Annotated in this window: 15 protein-coding genes and 1 tRNA gene; 4 read left to right on the plus strand and 12 right to left on the minus strand. The window is 52.0% G+C overall.

What is annotated here, in order from left to right; translation table 11 throughout:
- Window positions 1-4: 4 nt before the first annotated feature.
- The 8 genes from VF399_08710 to VF399_08745 all read right to left on the minus strand — a co-directional run bounded on the left by VF399_08710 (window position 5) and on the right by VF399_08745 (window position 4,951).
- Window positions 5-748, minus strand: a complete 744-nt coding sequence (locus tag VF399_08710; protein HEX7320421.1) for a hypothetical protein — start codon at window positions 746-748, stop codon at window positions 5-7.
- A gap of 3 nt (window positions 749-751) precedes the next feature.
- Window positions 752-1,135 (minus strand): membrane protein insertion efficiency factor YidD, encoded by a 384-nt coding sequence (yidD, locus tag VF399_08715; protein ID HEX7320422.1) that lies wholly within the window; start codon window positions 1,133-1,135, stop codon window positions 752-754.
- A gap of 12 nt (window positions 1,136-1,147) precedes the next feature.
- Window positions 1,148-2,458 (minus strand): signal recognition particle protein, encoded by a 1,311-nt coding sequence (gene ffh / locus VF399_08720; GenBank protein ID HEX7320423.1) that lies wholly within the window; start codon window positions 2,456-2,458, stop codon window positions 1,148-1,150.
- Window positions 2,443-3,093, minus strand: a complete 651-nt coding sequence (gene rpe / locus VF399_08725; protein HEX7320424.1) for a ribulose-phosphate 3-epimerase — start codon at window positions 3,091-3,093, stop codon at window positions 2,443-2,445. The genes ffh and rpe overlap by 16 nt, the downstream gene beginning before the upstream one ends.
- Window positions 3,090-3,794, minus strand: coding sequence for a PASTA domain-containing protein (locus VF399_08730; GenBank protein ID HEX7320425.1), 705 nt, complete (start codon window positions 3,792-3,794; stop codon window positions 3,090-3,092). The genes rpe and VF399_08730 overlap by 4 nt, the downstream gene beginning before the upstream one ends.
- Complete coding sequence (locus VF399_08735) at window positions 3,791-4,519, minus strand: PASTA domain-containing protein (GenBank protein HEX7320426.1); 729 nt, start codon at window positions 4,517-4,519, stop codon at window positions 3,791-3,793. The genes VF399_08730 and VF399_08735 overlap by 4 nt, the downstream gene beginning before the upstream one ends.
- A 113-nt stretch (window positions 4,520-4,632) precedes the next feature.
- Window positions 4,633-4,721, minus strand: a tRNA-Ser gene (locus VF399_08740).
- Between the two features lie 38 nt (window positions 4,722-4,759).
- The gene (locus VF399_08745) at window positions 4,760-4,951 is read right to left on the minus strand and encodes a twin-arginine translocase TatA/TatE family subunit (GenBank protein ID HEX7320427.1); all 192 of its coding nucleotides are present in this window, start codon (window positions 4,949-4,951) and stop codon (window positions 4,760-4,762) included.
- 199 nt (window positions 4,952-5,150) lie between these two features.
- On the opposite strand from VF399_08745, the gene VF399_08750 reads away from it, so the two are divergent.
- The 3 genes from VF399_08750 (at window position 5,151) to VF399_08760 (ending at window position 7,912) form a co-directional block, all read left to right on the plus strand.
- Entirely contained in the window at window positions 5,151-6,389 is a 1,239-nt protein-coding gene (locus tag VF399_08750) for a hypothetical protein (GenBank protein ID HEX7320428.1), read from the plus strand.
- Window positions 6,390-6,464: 75 nt separating this feature from the next.
- Window positions 6,465-7,331, plus strand: a complete 867-nt coding sequence (gene era / locus VF399_08755; protein HEX7320429.1) for a GTPase Era — start codon at window positions 6,465-6,467, stop codon at window positions 7,329-7,331.
- Window positions 7,332-7,429: 98 nt separating this feature from the next.
- Entirely contained in the window at window positions 7,430-7,912 is a 483-nt protein-coding gene (locus tag VF399_08760; protein ID HEX7320430.1) for an adenosine-specific kinase, read from the plus strand.
- A gap of 24 nt (window positions 7,913-7,936) precedes the next feature.
- Here the strand turns inward: VF399_08760 and VF399_08765 are convergent, their stop codons facing one another.
- A complete protein-coding gene (locus VF399_08765) occupies window positions 7,937-9,265 on the minus strand; it encodes a hypothetical protein (GenBank protein ID HEX7320431.1) in 1,329 nt (442 codons plus the stop codon).
- 12 nt (window positions 9,266-9,277) lie between these two features.
- Window positions 9,278-10,483: a GWxTD domain-containing protein gene (locus VF399_08770; protein ID HEX7320432.1), complete on the minus strand. Its 1,206-nt coding sequence runs from the start codon at window positions 10,481-10,483 to the stop codon at window positions 9,278-9,280.
- Between the two features lie 94 nt (window positions 10,484-10,577).
- Here VF399_08770 and VF399_08775 point away from each other — a divergent pair, with 94 nt between their 5' ends.
- Window positions 10,578-11,066, plus strand: a complete 489-nt coding sequence (locus VF399_08775; protein HEX7320433.1) for a pyridoxamine 5'-phosphate oxidase family protein — start codon at window positions 10,578-10,580, stop codon at window positions 11,064-11,066.
- Window positions 11,067-11,288: 222 nt separating this feature from the next.
- On the opposite strand, the gene VF399_08780 is transcribed toward VF399_08775, so the two are convergent.
- Together VF399_08780 and VF399_08785 are read right to left on the minus strand one after the other, a co-directional pair.
- The gene (locus tag VF399_08780; protein ID HEX7320434.1) at window positions 11,289-11,627 is read right to left on the minus strand and encodes a cupin domain-containing protein; all 339 of its coding nucleotides are present in this window, start codon (window positions 11,625-11,627) and stop codon (window positions 11,289-11,291) included.
- On the minus strand, window positions 11,627-16,369 hold the full coding sequence (locus VF399_08785; protein HEX7320435.1) for an alpha-2-macroglobulin family protein: 4,743 nt from the start codon (window positions 16,367-16,369) through the stop codon (window positions 11,627-11,629). Before VF399_08785 ends, VF399_08780 begins: the two co-directional genes overlap by 1 nt.
- Window positions 16,370-16,566 lie beyond the last annotated feature (197 nt).

Raw genomic sequence — 16,566 nt, forward strand, 5'->3', positions numbered from 1 at the left:
AATATCATTTTACCGTTTCTTTTATCTTTTCCAAATATGTCAGGTTCTGGTAGAAATTGTAGTTCCTCGCCGCGTTGATCCCGCCGTAGATGTTGCCCGCGTAGAAAAGGATCGCCGCGCCCAGACAAAAACCGAACTTTATATTTTCGTCCCGGTTGTAATAATAACAGCTCAACGCGGAAGCGGTGCCGACGATGACCAGCGCGTAAATGCCGTCGCTGACCCGTCCCGAATAGAAATGACCGGCACCGGGAACCAGCGACAGGAATCCACCCAGCATCGGGTTCTTGTACCGCGGCACGGGACCTGGGAGGTCAATGTACTCGCTAGCCTTTTGAAAATCGAATTCCTCGGCGTACCCCAAGCCCATGAGCTTGCGCGCCCGGTCAATATATGGCAGATCTATCTTTACTAAATATAACCGCGACGAATCATAACTCCCTGCCAGATAATATATCAACCCTTTTGTGTACTGCTTTCGCGGGCCGCTTTGATAATACCCGGTTTCCTCCAGGGCCTCGTCGAACCTTTTTAAATTTGTCAAACACTCGATGACGCGGTCGGCGATATATTCAGGCTGCGAATCGCCCAGGAACTGGCACCTTTTATATTCACCCAGCGCGGTCTGGTAATCTTTCTGTTCGAACATGTGATCGGCAAACTTCAGTACATTCCCGGGTTCGAACATGTTGACACCGATGGTCATGCTGTCGGTCTGCGTTTGTATGAAAAAAATTATCGCGATCAAATCCTAATCCTCCGCTCCGGCAGAATCCTCGTATTCGTATCGATGCCATTCGATCTTGCCGAAGATGTAGTTCTGTTCCACCGGGTCGCACATCTTGTTATTCTTGATACCGCGGTAATACCGGCTATAGTAATTGACCGCGCCGGGCTGGCATCTCATCAACCGGTCAGCGGTCATGAGCGACCCCCAGAAAAAACCGTACTTCGAAAAAGCCTCCTGTGAGTAGTGGGAGCAGGACGGATCGAAATTGCAGACATCGCCCTGGGCTCCGGAAAGCGTCTTCTGATAGACCGTGATCGCGGTACGAAACACGATCTTAACGGGGTTTGTTTCATACGGTGGCTGCGTTGGCTGAGCCAACAGGCAGATCATACACAACATGTTCATGATTATAATCCTTTATTGGTTCCCAGGCAAATTGAACGGCATCTTCTGCTTTTTCTTTCCCAAACTCATCTTCTTCAAAAGATCGCGCGCGTAGAAGAACTGTTTGAGCAACTGGTTCACGTCGGCCATGGTCGTGCCGCTCCCGGCCGCGACCCTCTTTTTCCGCGCACCGTCAAGGATATCCGGCCGCTGCCGCTCCTGGGCCGTCATCGAATTGATGATCGCTTCGATCCGCTTGAACTCGTTCTCATCCAGGTCCGCACTCTTCGCACCGGGGATCATCGCCGCGAGCTGCGACAAGGGGCCGAGTTTCTTCACCGCCTTGAGCTGGCCCATGAAATCTTCAAGGTTCAGATCGCCCTTTGCGATCTTCTTCTGCATCTTTTCCTGATCGATCTCCCGCTCTATCGTTTTTACCTTCTCCACGAGGCTCCCGATGTCGCCCATCCCCAGTATCCGCTGAGCGATCCGGTCCGGTCGGAATTCCTCCAGACCCTCGAGGTATTCGCTCGTGCCAATATAATAGATCGGCACTTTGCTGGCGCTGGTTATTGAAAGCGCTGCCCCGCCTTTGGCGTCGCCATCCATTTTAGTCAGGATCGCGCCATCCAGACCGACTTTTTCGTTGAACGTCTTTGCCTGGTTTACGGCGTCCTGGCCCGACATGCCGTCCGCGACGAGCAGGCGGTAGGTTGGAGCGATGGTCCGGTTTATCTCCCTCAACTCGTCGATAAGCCCGTCATCGATATGCAACCGGCCCGCGGTATCTATGACCATCAGGTTATGACCGTGTTCCCGCGCGTATGCCCGGCCTTGCGTCACCGTGATCACCGCGTCATCGCCCTGGAGCGGAAAAAATGACAGACCGGCCCGCTCAGCCAGCTGTCGGAGTTGATCAACGGCGGCCGGCCGCTTGGCGTCCGCCGGCACGAGCAGCGGTTTTTTCATCCGAAACTTATACGCCAGTTTAGCCGCGGTCGTGGTCTTCCCGACCCCCTGCAATCCCAGCAGGTTGATAATCGTCAGACCGTCGCTGGCGAACTCAAGATCATGAACGCTTGAACCGAGCAGCGCGGTCAGCTCTTCGAAAACCGCCTTGATAATGAGATCGCCGGGACTCAGGCTTTTGGAGAGTTCAAGGTTTTGGGCTTTGACCGCAAGGCGGTCGATGAAATCCTTCACCACCGCGTAGTTAACGTCGGCCTCAAGCAGTGTGATCCGCATGTCGCGCAGGATCGCGTCCACCTCGGTCTTGGTGATGCGGCCGTAGCCCCGGACTTTTCGCTGAATGATCTGGAAACGGTCGATCAGTCCGTCGAACATTGCAGCCGGGCAATCGCCCGCGTGTAATTGCCGGTCTTAAAAACGCCGGCGCCGGATACGATGATATCCGCGCCGGCGGATTTGAGCCGGCATGCATTTTCAGCGTAGATCCCGCCGTCAACTTCGATCAGGTACTTTTCATGATGCCGCTTCAGGTAGGCGCGCGCCTGCTCGATCTTTTTCAGCATCGGCGTGATGAATTTCTGTCCATAGAATCCGGGATGCACGCTCATGATGAGGATAAAATCCAAGTTCGACAGGTAAGGGATCACCGGTTCGAACGGCGTACCCGGCGATATCGCAAGCCCGGCTTTTTTGCCGCTCGATCTTATGGAACGGATACAGTAACGGGGTTTCCTGGTCGCTTCAAGGTGGAATGAAACAAGGTCGGCGCCGGCTTCAATGAACTGCTTCAGGTAACGCTCCGGTTTGGTGATCATGAGATGGACGTCCAGTTTCAACGTGGTCATCCGGTCGATCGCGTCGACGATCATCGGCCCAAAAGTGATATTGGGCACAAAGACGCCGTCCATCACGTCGAGATGCAGATAATGGGGCCGGGCTTTTTCCACGGCGCGGATCTCACTGTGCAGCTTTGTAAAATCGGCCGCGATTATGGAAGGGGCTACCTTCACTTGATGATCATCAGACTTACTGTATCTCCCGCATGCACAACTTTGTCGGCCTGCGGATCCTGGACCATTACGTTCCCCTTGGTCCCGCTGCCCTCCACTTCGGCAATGCTGCCCAGGACCAGGCCTATGCGTTTGAGCTCATCCTTGGCTTGTTCCAGCTTTATGCCGATGAGATTAGGCATTTTCAGGATGATCCCTTTGCTGATGATAATTTTGACCAGATCGCCTTTCTTCACTTCGCTGTCGAACTCCGGGATCGTCCTGATAATCCCGCCGGCCGGCACCGAATCCGACACAACGGAATCGACCGATTCGATCTGTAAGCCGAGGTTCTGGAGGATGAGCTTGCCCTTGTCAAAACCTGTGCCGAAGAGATATGGCATCGTCACGGTCTCCACCCCCAGGCTGATGGACAGATTTATGATCCGGCTCCGCTTGACCTTGGTGTCCGGAAGCGGCTCCTGAATGATCACTTTGCCCTCGTCAATTATCTGATCGTACCGCCGCTCTTTCACGACACCCTGCAGGCCTTTGGTTTTCAGAACATGGATCGCCGAATCCAGGGGCAGGCTGCAGACATTCGGCACCGAAACTTCCTGACCCATCCGGACTATGGCCGGCATGATGATGAAATTGGCAAGGACGATCCCGATGACGAAGAACAGGAGCACGAAAATGGCGTAAACCAGGAATCTTCTCATTCCAGCACGGTCGCGACCACAAGGTTGATCTTGCTGCCTTTTTTCAGCTTGGTGCCGGCGCTCGGCGACTGGCTTATGATAATACCCACGTTGATCTCGGTGCTGACCTCGTATGAAACAGAACCGACCTCGAAGCCGCCTTCCTCGATCAGCCGTTTGGCAGTAGACAGCGCGCGCCCGACCAGGCGCGGCACGTCACCGAGCTGCGCCCCGCTGCTGAGCACGATCGTGATCATATCGTCCTTCCTGATGCGCGAACCTGCGGGCGGCACGGTCGAGACGATCTTGTCCTTCTCCACGCTTGAGTTCTCCTCGGTCCTGACCTCGCCGATCTTCAAGTTCAACTGCGATAGACGCGCCGTCGCTTCGCTCAATCCCATACCCTTGAGATCGGGAAGAAAGCTGGCGCTCGTCCCTTTCGAAATGAACACCGTGATCGTTGATTTGCTGCGCACGGTGGATCCCGGCAGAGGCGTCTGTCGAAAAATTATGTTTTCGCCGTACTTGTCGTTATCTTCCTCGCCGCCCACCATCAGCAGCAGACTTTTCGATTCAAGGATCACGCGCGCCTGCTCGGTCGTTGAACCGACTACGTTCGGGATTTCAACCTCACCGCCCGATCTTGTCATCGGCACGACGAAAAAGAAAACAAGACAGACAATAACTGATGTGAACAGGGAAACCAGGAGCGATATCAAAAAAACTTTAGCCGTATTGTAATACATATTTCTCCTTTCATTCAAAAAGATGATCACAGCGATAAACACATAGATACCGGAGATAACAGAAATCGCTGTAATCTATCCTTTCAATCTCTGTCATCATTTCACGCAGTGAACGGAGAGGGCGGGATTTGAACCCGCGTTCCACCTCTCGGCGGAAACACGATTTCCAGTCGTGCTCCTTGGGCCGCTCGGACACCTCTCCAATTGGCTGATAGCAGCTGAACATAAAAGAATTATCGATTATTTTTCTTTATTTTCGTCTTCTTTTTTTTGCTTGTCCTTATCTTCAGGCGCCTCGATCTCATTCAGGCCTTTCTTGAATTCCTTGACGCCGCGGCCAAGGCTTCGGGCCAGATCAGGGATTTTCCGCGCACCAAAAAGGATCAGCACAATAATGAGTATCAGTAATATCTCTTGCCAGCCAAAATTCATTGGACCTCCAATACTTTTCGATATTATAAATAAGTATATTAAATTTCAAGAAATTGTCAAGACGGCCCCCGATACTGCTTATGGCATATCGCTTATTGCACATATCAGGAACATAAATTTTAGAAGAAAAAGACATTATTTTTTACTATTGACAATCCCCATAGATATGGTTATAATAGCTTTAAGTAAAGGAGGAAAAGTGACCAATTTGCACTTTAATTTCAAGGATGTTTTCAGAGCCGGCAGACTTGGTTTTAGCGCCAAGAAGATGTGGGTTGTTTTCGTCGGTCTGCTCGTTGCGTTTATTGGGTATGATATTTTGACGTATATCGCATACATGGTTAGTGGGTCGGATATCGGTTCGGTCTGGGATGCCTTCCGTCTCGTGCCCATGTACCCGGCTGATTTCCCTTGGCCCTGGTTCGCCTGGATCATCTACGCGGTCGGCGTTCTGTGGTGGATATGTGTCAACCTCATCACCGGTACGGCCGTATCAAAAATAACCTATGAGCAGCTGAAAGGCGACGAATTCTATGAAATAAGGGAAGCCGTTAAATTCGCCATGAAAAACGGCAAGTCCGCGATCGCCGCTCCTTTTGTCCTGATCCTGTTCATCATTTCACTCCTTGTCATGGGCTTGATCCTCGCCCTGATAACGCGGATACCGTATTTCGGACAGCTATTTCTAACCGTCATGGCGATCCCGGCATTTTTTGTCAGCATCTTCATATTGTATCTCCTGGTCGTTACCGTGGTATCGTTGACGATCGGTCCCTCGATCGTCGGCGCAACGGGTAACGACACGTTCGATACGCTCTTCGAGTCATTCTCCGTGATCAATGACCAGCCTTGGCGGTACCTTGTCTATGAATTTCTCTTAAAACTGGTCATCGTCCTTGGTGTCGGGATCCTGGGATTCTTCGCTGCCAAAGCTGTCTTCCTCGGCAATAATATCATCGGCTTGATCGTGCCGGCCGATAAACTTGAAAATATCATGGCCAATGCTGCCTACTATGTCAAACTGGCAATACCGCCAATATACCCTGAATGGGTACAGGTAAATATCGTGAAATACATCGAGATGATCGGCATGCCCAACCTGCTCTTTCCTCCTGAATACATGGCATCCTATGAATCCTGGACGGGCGCGATCTCTTCGTTCGTACTGGGCATAATTTACTATCTGATCGTCCTTGGGGTCGCGTCGCTGAGCTGCGCGATCTATTGGGCGGGCAATACCGTGATCTTCACCGTGCTCGTCAGGAAGAAGGATGACAAGAACCTGCTTGAGATCAAGGAAGAGATCTTTGAGGAAAAGAAAGACGAAAAGCAGGAAGAGAAACCGGCTGAAGAGAAAAAAATAAAACGTCCGCGTAAGAAAGAGGAAGAAAGCGAAAAGCCAGCGGACGCGCCGCCGGAAGAAAAGAAGGACGCCTAAGGTTTTGAAATCACTTTATTCCACGGCGGCCGGCTTCACATCAGCCGGCCGCCGTGATTTTCGCCGCATTGCCACATGAAAGCCGGTTATATCGCCCTGGTCGGTGAACCCAATGTCGGCAAATCGACCTTGTTCAACTATCTTCTCAAGAACAAACTCTCCGCCGTAAGCCCCAAGCCACAGACCACGCGGAACCGCATCCTTGGGATCCTGGTGCGTGAGCAATGCCAGCTGTGTTTTTTCGACACGCCCGGCATTATCACGCCTGATTATCCACTGCAGGAAAATATGATCCACCAGCTGCAGCAGGCAATCCAGGACGCGGACATTGTTGTCTGGATCACCGATCCCTGGTTTAGATCTGTCCGTTTCCCGGAGAACCTGGCCAAAGTCGCTCGCACCAAGCCATTCATTGCGGTTGTCAATAAAATCGACCTTGCTGACGAACCCCGGGTAAAGCGCGCTCTTTCGGAGATCGCGTCATCCGGTATCAGCGATGCGATTGCATTGTCGGCGTTGACAGGCACCGGAGTTGAGGGGCTCTTGTCAAAACTCTGCGACTTGCTGCCGGAAAATCCATTCTTGTATCCGGAGGATGATATCTCGGACAGCCCGGTGCGGTTTTTTGTGGCTGAGATCATCCGGGAAAAAATATTCCAGAAATTCAAGGAAGAAATTCCCTATTCGACCTGCGTCCAGATCGAGGAATACAAGGAGCATGAAGAGGGAAAAGACCTGATCCGGGCCGTGATCTACGTGGAGCGCGAATCACAGAAAGGCATTCTTATCGGTAAAAAGGGAATTGCCCTCAAGCGGATCGGCGAAGCCGCTCGCAAGGATATCGAGGTCCTTATCGACCACCCGGTCTATTTGGAACTCTGGGTCAAGGTCAAGGAACAATGGCGCAAGGATAAGAAATTTTTGAAGGAAATAGGATACTAACCATCTCCCCTACTTCCCCCTTGAAGGCAACGTGGAAAAAATTATAATAACTGGCGTCCCTAGGGAAGGGAGGAATAAGGTGGGAGTTAGGAGGATTTATGGACATTAAAAAGATCAAGATCGATACGCCACCTGGTGCGAATGTCATCTGCGGACAAAGCCATTTCATCAAGACCGCGGAAGACCTTTTTGAGGCGCTGGTGAACTCGGTACCGACGATCGCCTTCGGGCTGGCTTTCAACGAGGCCTCGGGTCCGTGCCTTGTCCGTTATGAAGGCAATGATGACGAACTTACTGCGCTGGCGTCAAAATATGCCCGGGCGATCGGCGCCGGTCATTTTTTCATCATCTTTATAAAAAACGCTTTCCCCATCAATGTTCTTGACCGGATAAAAGCGTGCCCGGAAGTGCTTGCGGTCTTTTGTGCGACCGCGAACCCGGTCGAGGTGCTTCTGGTCGATGATGAAATGGGCAAAGGCGTGGTCGGCGTTATTGACGGCTCCGCCGTAGTAGGTATAGAGGATAACGCGGCTCGCAAGGAACGTTATGGATTCTTGCGGAAAATAAAATACAAACTATAGTTATCACCCGCCTTCAAGGGGCGGCTATTCCATGATATTTTTCCTGCTCAGGAGTTCAAACTCGCTGACCGCGGTTTTTTCCTTGCCGCTCAGCAGATCAGTATCCCGCGCGACCACAATATAGTTCCCGGCAGGCAGGTCCATGGGATGATACTTTGCGGGCAGGTAGGCGATATCGCCCTCCCCTGATTCATCCTGGATAAGGACATCCAGAATCTCCCTTTTCATGCGCTCCTTGCTGTAGATCTCATAAGTGGTCCGCAACTGATGCCGGCCACCACTGGTCTGCAGGTTATACAGTTCGTGGTAGAAATAAAAAGGGACGTTGACCTCGGTCGCGGCCTGGGTCATGGGGATGACCCGGCCTACGGGTTTGCTGAACCGCTCGTCGGTAAATGACTCATCGATGAGACGCGCGGCGATAAGATCGCTGATCTCCTTCGCATCGGCGGCATACTCAAGGAGATCGACCGTGAATTCTTCTCTACCGACCAGCTTATTTTTCAGGTCTGCCAGTTCCAGAGTGATCCGGTATACTTTAGGTTCAAGCCAAAAATTCGATTGGTCACAGAAAATGCCGGAATCCCCGTTCTGCGGGTACACGATCTTCTCTTTCTCGCTGATCAGGCTGTCCAGATCGTTGAACACCTTGATCATCCGGCAGAATTTAAGCCCGGTCGTGTCCTTTACCGGCACGTTGATGTACAGTTCCAACCGCGTCAGGTTCATTTTTTGCCGGAACCGACCGATCGCCGCGCTATAATCAAGTACCCCCACGGAATCGAACGACGCCGGCACGGGGATCGTGTCCTCTTTCAGATAGGGCAATTTCACAGCATCGCCGAACTCGCTTTTGACCAGGATCTTGTATGCCCGGGCGATGCGGATGAAATCAAACTCCAGCCCCGCGCTCCGGTAGGACCAGATCTCAGCGGGCCGCACAACTTCTTTGGCCGTTATCATTATCAACTTCTGCGGGGATATTTCCTGGCGCCGGGACGGCGGGCCGTATTTCACGTACGTCGACAAACGCTCATCGCTAAGGGGCGCGTTCGCGCCGAACGTTCGAAACGCGTACATGGTGCGTTCTTCAAAATCCATCCTTGCGCTGTCCTTGTCGCGCCAATAGCTATCATACAGAAAACGTCGGTCCGCGGCCGAAGGGGTGTTGAGGTATTCCATGGCGAATGTTGTATCGATCGAGCGTAAACCCAGGAACACCGAGCGTTCTTGCTCAAGCAGGCGGTAATACCGTGCGCCGAGGATATTCGATGCGCAAGCCGCCATTACCAGCATCGCCAGAAGACAGTATCGAACTAATTTCCTTCCATCTTTCATGTTTTTTATGATCATGACCGCGCCTTTCTATTCTTCGTTCCCGGGCCCGGGGAAATCCCGGAGAAAATCGTCTTCAACATTGACATTACCCCTCATATCATAATCGCCGTCGCCGTCGCTGTCAACAAAGAGAATGCTCAAACCGCGCGTGTGGTAGTGCCACACCTGGGACGGATCACCGGTCGCTTCCATCGGTCGATATTCAATTTCATCCGGAGGACCATTGAGGATATAATACTTGCCAAGGTGCGTCCGGCGGCCGATGATATTGGAGGTGGAAAATTGCGCGTCGGCTTCCATAAGCCGTTCTTCGAACTGTTTGTAATCGTGCCGCGACCAGAATTTGTCTAAATATTTCTTTTTTACCGACAGGTCAAGATCGCAAAACTGCCGATACTCGTCGGCCGATAAAAAAACGTCGATCTCAAAAGCGTAAGTCATAGCGTCAAGATCAATGCTCAATGCCCTTTCTTTGACATCCAGGGAATGGCTCTTCGTGACCATCTTGTTCAGCACCGGCTCATAGATCGCCACGTGGACCTTGTATGGCCCCGGTCGTATGTCACCCACTGCGATAAAGGCAGTATCGATCTGGCGAAAATCGTACTTCAGCCGTTTTTCATCACGGGAAAAGACGATCGCACCCGCGGTGTCGACGATGATATATCGAACCGTGAAATAAAGGCTGTCCGGGATCAATCCATATGCTTCGGTATATACCATCATGGTGTCACGCGGCGCGAATTCAGGAGCCAGCAGCGGGGTCAACTCGACCCCTTCACGGGCGAAATGCAAGATGGCTTGCACCTTTTCTGAAAGGATCAGATCGCTGCACGTGAACGCGACCGTGTCCGAAAAGATCTCAAGCTCGCCATTTTTCTCGGCATGATCGCCGGAAGCGTCGATATCCAGTTGATACCGGTACTGGCCGGCGCCGAGAAAAACCGGGATAAAATCTATCAGGTAATCGCTTTTTCGGGTTGGATCAACGGTTGCGCTTTTCATGCCTTCATGAACCGCCGAATCTGCGCTGCTCTTGGAATGAACGACCAGTCGGTAATGGTATTTTTTAGTTACGTTCGGCCGGGCGCTCTCCAGTTCCTCAAAGGAAAAAATATCAGCGGCCGGCAGCGTATACCAGATCTCTGAATATCCCTGGTCAAAGCGGTACGCCTCGCAGTTCAAGCTAAGTGCTGGTAAGACATAAAGGATCAGTATGCCCATCGCGTTCATTTATTATAATGACCATGCCCATGAAGTCAAGCCAAACGGGATTCATTGACAGGATGGACGATCTGATTAGAATGCATTATGCACGGGAGGACAAATGGCGGTTAAAAAGTATCACCTGCGTTGGCAGGAAAAAGCTATTACCAAAAAAAGTGAACTCTTTAAAATAATCCGGCAGCAAAAACACATGACCTTTGCCATGTGTAAGGACAACGAACCTTACCTGGTCACGGTCAACCACGGTTTTGACCGAAGAAAAAACTGCCTTTACTTTCACTGCGCGACCAAAGGTAAAAAAATGGATTTTTTGAAAGCTCATCCAGTGGTTTGGTGCCAGGTGCTGGCAGACAGCGGCTATATCAACGGGCGGTGCACGCACAAATACCGGTCTGTGCAATTTAACGGAAAAGTCAAATTTTTAAGATCAAAAAAGGATAAACTTGACGCGCTTAATGTCATGCTTGACCATCTTGAAAAAAATCCCAAACGCATGAAAAGATCGCTTGAGCAGGCAAACCTGGATAAAGTAGCGATCGGCTGTATCAAGATCGGACAAATGACGGGCAAAAAATACAAACCCGACTAGCTGATCCAATTATTTATCACCGTGTTGACTTGTTCGTCCCTTTTCTCATCGTAGAAGTAAATGAAAAAAACGGGATAATCGATCTTCTATCACTGCGTTGAAGTATACGTCCCGTTTCTCATTGTGGAATTTTATTGAAAAACGGGGCGCTGACTTGTGCGTGCCGTTTGTACATTAAAGACTTTTATCAAAAAACGGCGAAATCGAGTATGAACCAAAGGTTCATACTGGTATAACGCAGATGAATCGGAACGGCTTATCTGAAGCGTTCACAAAGCCGTGCTGATCGCCGGTCAGGACCAGCAGCGCATCACCAGCGCGGACCACCTGGTCCGCGCCGGTTGACTTGAGAATAGCCTCGCCTTCGACGATAAACATCTCGTGTTCGGTATCGGCGTGGCTATGTAGCGGGATCTCGCCGCCGGGCGCGATCGTAAATATTCGCATTGCGCAGTGCGGAGCCCCGTCCTTCTTGGTTATCAGCCATTGCAGGACCACAGCCTTTGTGCCCTTCATGGCCGGGGTCTCTTTTGGGATCTCTGATAAATGCTTGATTACCATCACAGCCCTACTTCCATCAGGAACGGCTCGGCGATCGCCTCATCCTGGGTATTGTAGTATTCATAGACCCGCGATGACATTACCTGGGCCTTGATCGGGTATTTTGCCTTGATGCTGTAAGACAGCGCCACGGGTTTGACAGAATCGATCTCTTCCAAGTAGATTATGATCTGCCGCGATGTTAGACTGTACTTCTGGATCTCTTTGCCGACATGCTCGTCAAGGGTCGGCGTCTCGACCGAGAATCCAGGCGGCAGCCCAAGATCGATCATGACCATTTGCGCCTTACCCGGCTTGTTCAGCTTGATCTTTACATCGACGTTGACCATGTCATTGATCATGAGTTTGGTGCGGTCGTACTTGACGTCGATCGCGAACATCGGGATCGGAGGCCTGGGCAGGTTTTTCCACGGGATATAATAGGAGCTCGCGATCTCGTAAAGGAAGCTTCCCTCACCCTTGACCGTGATCTCGACCGAGTTATCGCTGCCCGCCTTGGCCAGGTAACCGGTCAGATCGACCTGCTGCATGACATCGGCGTTAGTCTTGTCAACGCTCAGTTCGTCGACCTGCTTACCGTTCGCCTTCACGATGATCCTGGCATTGATATCCTCGGACGCGCCGCCCATCGCTGCGATCAACGTGCGCAAGCAGATGATCGTGCCCTGGGTAGTGTACCACATGCCGTTGGCGTCTTTGGACCGGATGATGTAGGTCAGGACCTTGTTCACCGTATCGCTGAATTTTCCGGACTTCACCAGCGCATAAGCGGCAAGCCCGGTCGCCTCGATATCCGCGCCGTTGCCCCGGCTGAAAGTCACTGACGGGATCTCCGACTCCCACCAGACCACGTCCTTTTCCTGTTTGGCTTTTTCAATGAGCTTTTTGCAGACCTCGACCGTCCGCTCAGACTTGGGCTCGGCTGCGACAAAAGCATTGGCGACCAAGGCCAGCACATACGGATCCTTGGCGGACGCGAGGTTCTTGTACAGATAATCGAGCCCGCGCGATACTTCGTTCCCCTTGTCGCCGATCTCGCCGAGAGCCCAGCAGATATATGCGGTCGGCATCAGCTCGCTGTGCTGGATCCTGCCCCATGATTCCTCGTGCAGGTATGATGGATCAGGAGCCCAGGAACCGTTCTTGTCCTGTTGATCTTTCAGCCATTGAGCGGTCCGCTGGATCACGCGCTCGTCGGTCTCGTAAACCTTCGACATATCGTGGAACTCCATGACGCCATACGCGGTCAGGATCTTGTTGGCCGGCGCGTCGCCGAACCACGAGAAACCGCCGCCGCTCACCTCGAACGAAAGCAGCCGTTGATAGCCGACGCTTATATACTGTTCGGCCGTCATTTCGGTCTCGGGTTTAATCTGCTCGGTCTGACGCAGGTAGTTCAGGATCAAGATATTGGGGTAGGTCACGGACGATGTTTGCTCAAAGCACCCGTACGGCATGCCCAGCATCTTGTCCAGTCCTTCGACAACCTGGGAGTAGATGCCCGGGTAGATCCTGAGATAGAGCTTGTTGGCTTCCGCTATCGCGTTGTCTGGAAATGCCACGGTCTTTGCCACCGCGCCTTCGAGCCGGTCTGATATGATCGCGTCGAACCTCTTGCCGTCGGGCAGGACCTCGATGCTGCGCTTGATCGCGTCCGACTTCGCCTCGCCGTACGCCTTCACGGTCAGAGCATTGACGCCCAGCTTTTTAACCCGGATCGGGAAATAGACCACGCTCACTTCGTCCTTATTTAGCGTCTTTGATATCTCGCTCTTTTCCAGGATATCGAACCAATCACCGGTCTCCAGTTCGACCTTGATGGTCTGCTTCTTGGGCAAATAATTGTAGAGCGCGACCGGTATCGATATTTCATCGCCCTGGGTCAACGCGACCGGCAGGTCGATGTCGGCGAAAAATTCCTGGAAAACCTTGATCTGGGACAGAAGCGAACCGAGCTCGCCATTCTGGCTGGAACCAAAAGCGGTCAGGCGCCACGTCGTTATCGCATCCGGCATGGTTACCGGTAGGGTCGCCTTTCCGGCGTAGTCGGTTATCAACGCCGGTTCGAATATGAAAGTCTCGGGAAAATACTCACGCACCCGCGGCTCGCCCGGACCGCCCTTATCCTTGTCGCGGCTGCGGTCATCCATCGTCGCGCTCTTTGCCATTGCTCGCTTTTCCATGCGCGGCGGCGCTCCGGCTGCCGCCATGGGCATTGCCATCTCAGCCTCGTCGAACATGATGTCACCGCGTCCTCCGCCCCAGCCCCATTCGGTTATATCGTCGGCATTGTCGAACGCGCCGTCAGGACCCGCGCACGCGAGCGTAAAATAAGAGAAGTATTCGTTGCCCTCTGGTATGGTGACGCGGTACTTGCGCATCCATGGATCATAAAGGTCTTTTCCCTTGAGCATTCCCTCTTCGATCAGAACGGCTATGCCGTCTTCGGTTTTGGGATATTGATTGTGCTTTTCGTAATATTTATTGATCGCTCCATATATGTTATCCCGCGCCTGGTAGAGCCGGTTGTAGAACGCGGAATAGACCTTTTCGTTCACTTCCAAAGGGGTCGTGTAGTTGACCGGGAAAGGTTCCTTCGGCACCAGGGTCGAGAACATCACGTTCTCGGCGCGCGGTTCGATCGGTCCCTTTTTAACGATGTTTGCCGGTTCAAAACCGTGGATCTCGTAGCGCGGCTCCATGATTTCTTTTTCAAGCATGAAATATACTTTTTCCAGGCCCGGCTGCAGTTCAGACACCGCGAATACCGCTTCGTCGACGATCGCCACGCACAATGCCGCGATCCTGGGTTTTCCCGCCCGGTCGGTTACCGTGAACAGAATGTTACCGTCCTCGCCGGGCAGGTACTCGTTCTTATCGGGTTTGACATTGATCACAAGATCGTTCGCCGGGTGCACGAAGCAGAACCGCGTATCGCGGATAATATCGCTGCCTGGCGTGACGATGTACGCGTGCAGCCAGATCGAACCGCTCAGGTCAGAGCCCAGGTAAAGCTTGTGCGTACCTTTACCAGCACTGATCGCGACCGACTTGGTCAGCACGGTCTGGTTGTCTTTGATAATATCAAGGTACACGCGGCCGGCTTTCTTGGTTGTGAAGAACTGCAGGTCTATTGATTCGCCGACCTTGAAGATGCCGCGTGCCATGCGCATGATGATCTGATCGCGGTCGACATCGAGCGAGAACTCCTTTTTCAAACTTGCGGATTCGCCCTTACTGTCGGTCACACGCACGTCGAGTTTGACCTGGTTGTTCTTGGGCGTGCATAAGAATTCGGCGATCCCGAACTCATCGGTCTTGGCCGGGACCATCTTCGCGCCATCGATCTCCATTTCCACCTGCGCCGTGCACGGCGAGCCGTCCGGATAATTGGCCAGGACGTAAAGCCGGTTCTCAAGGCCGGGCTTAAGCGCACCGCCCTCAGGCACGACCGATATGGTTATGATGTCCTGGACGACCTTTTTGGTCAAGCTGACTTTTTCGCTGTGGTTCGCTTTGTCGATGACCTCGATATCCAGCCGGACAAAGGCATCGCCTTTTTCCAGTGGTTCGCCCACGAAATACCCGGGCAGTTTGTACTCAAAATGGTACAGGCCGCTCGTCGCAGTCGCTCCTTCGATGACACTCTCTTCGTTAAATCCGACATCGAACCTGTAAACCGAAATTTTTACCTTGCCCTCGGCAACCGGCTTGCCGAAGAAGTACTGCACGTCGACGTCGCCGGTCATCTTTTCGCCGGGGAGGTAGAATTCTTTGTCCGTCTTGAGCGAGATCTTGAACTTGGGCAGGACGTATTTCTCGACCTTGACCGTTTTTTCTATTTTCTCGCCGTCCACGATAGAGCGGATCGTGTAGTTGCCGAAATTCACCTCGTCGGCAAGCAGGAACTGCACGTAGCCTACGCCGAATTCATCGGTCTTGTTTGTTTTCTTGAACACCTTGTTGCCCTTGCTGTCTTCCACTTCGAAAACCAGTTCTTTTTCTTTCACCGCGGAAAGCTCGGGTTTATGCAGGGACAGGGTCCTGATATGTACGGTTTGGCCGGGCTGGTATATGGGTTTATCCGTCACCAGATAGGTCATGTTGCCGGTCAGAACCTTGATGCTGGTGTTGAAAGTATCGCGACCGACATCAGAAGTCACGTCGAAATAAACCGAAGCCTGTTCCACGTTGTCGGGGATGTCAAATACCGTGTTGCACGTGCCGGAATTATCGGTCACGCCGTCGAACACGTCCTTTTTAATTTCATTGTCGCCGCTTGAAGCCTCGATCATAACCCTGATCCTGGCGCTGCTGATCGGCTCGTTGCTGCGCTGGTTCTTCACGATGATCCGGAAATTCGCCGGCGTCCCCTTGATGAACTCGTTCTGGCCGAGGATCTTGACGATCATCCGGTCCTGGAGTTGGAATAATGAATAGACCGTGACGTCTCTTTTAAAGGTGACGCGTACCCTCAGCAGATCAAGATCTTCGACGCTCTCTTTCATTGTCACGGTGATGGGCAGGCTATAGTTTTCTTTTTTCACATACACAAACTTGGAAGCCGTACCCACGACGCTGTCCTGGGGATCGATAAGCTCAACCTTGCGCTTGCCGAGCTCACCCTGGTACTCGCCCAGGGGGATATTCAGACGCATTTCATTATCGGTCTTGGACATGGCAATGCCCACGACCAAAACCATGATCCCGATAATAAAGGTTGCTGATAAAAATTTAGCCATGACTCCTCCTTATGTTTGTTATTGCATGATTTTTTGCGTATTTTTGACGTTTTGTCATATATTTTTGCTCATTTTATATCTGATAATACAAACTCGGTCTGTAAATATTCCCAATGCATGGAATTTGATATATTTTACGATCAAATCCAACTTAGTATTATAAATAACCTGATCTCAAAGTCAACATGCCGGATCGG

Source organism: bacterium, assembly GCA_036382775.1.
GTDB lineage: Bacteria > Hydrothermota > Tepidihabitantia > SM23-42 > JAOAFX01 > DASVHD01.

Bases quoted from the DNA above. Each gene is read 5' to 3' on its own strand.
- yidD (HEX7320422.1), bottom strand. From the start codon at position 1,135: ATGAACATGTTGTGTATGATCTGCCTGTTGGCTCAGCCAACGCAGCCA.
- ffh (HEX7320423.1), bottom strand. From the start codon at position 2,458: ATGTTCGACGGACTGATCGACCGTTTCCAGATCATTCAGCGAAAAGTC.
- VF399_08730 (HEX7320425.1), bottom strand. From the start codon at position 3,794: ATGAGAAGATTCCTGGTTTACGCCATTTTCGTGCTCCTGTTCTTCGTC.
- VF399_08735 (HEX7320426.1), bottom strand. From the start codon at position 4,519: ATGTATTACAATACGGCTAAAGTTTTTTTGATATCGCTCCTGGTTTCC.
- VF399_08745 (HEX7320427.1), bottom strand. From the start codon at position 4,951: ATGAATTTTGGCTGGCAAGAGATATTACTGATACTCATTATTGTGCTG.
- era (HEX7320429.1), top strand. From the start codon at position 6,465: ATGAAAGCCGGTTATATCGCCCTGGTCGGTGAACCCAATGTCGGCAAA.
- VF399_08760 (HEX7320430.1), top strand. From the start codon at position 7,430: ATGGACATTAAAAAGATCAAGATCGATACGCCACCTGGTGCGAATGTC.
- VF399_08765 (HEX7320431.1), bottom strand. From the start codon at position 9,265: ATGATCATAAAAAACATGAAAGATGGAAGGAAATTAGTTCGATACTGT.
- VF399_08770 (HEX7320432.1), bottom strand. From the start codon at position 10,483: ATGAACGCGATGGGCATACTGATCCTTTATGTCTTACCAGCACTTAGC.
- VF399_08775 (HEX7320433.1), top strand. From the start codon at position 10,578: ATGGCGGTTAAAAAGTATCACCTGCGTTGGCAGGAAAAAGCTATTACC.
- VF399_08780 (HEX7320434.1), bottom strand. From the start codon at position 11,627: ATGGTAATCAAGCATTTATCAGAGATCCCAAAAGAGACCCCGGCCATG.
- VF399_08785 (HEX7320435.1), bottom strand. From the start codon at position 16,369: ATGGCTAAATTTTTATCAGCAACCTTTATTATCGGGATCATGGTTTTG.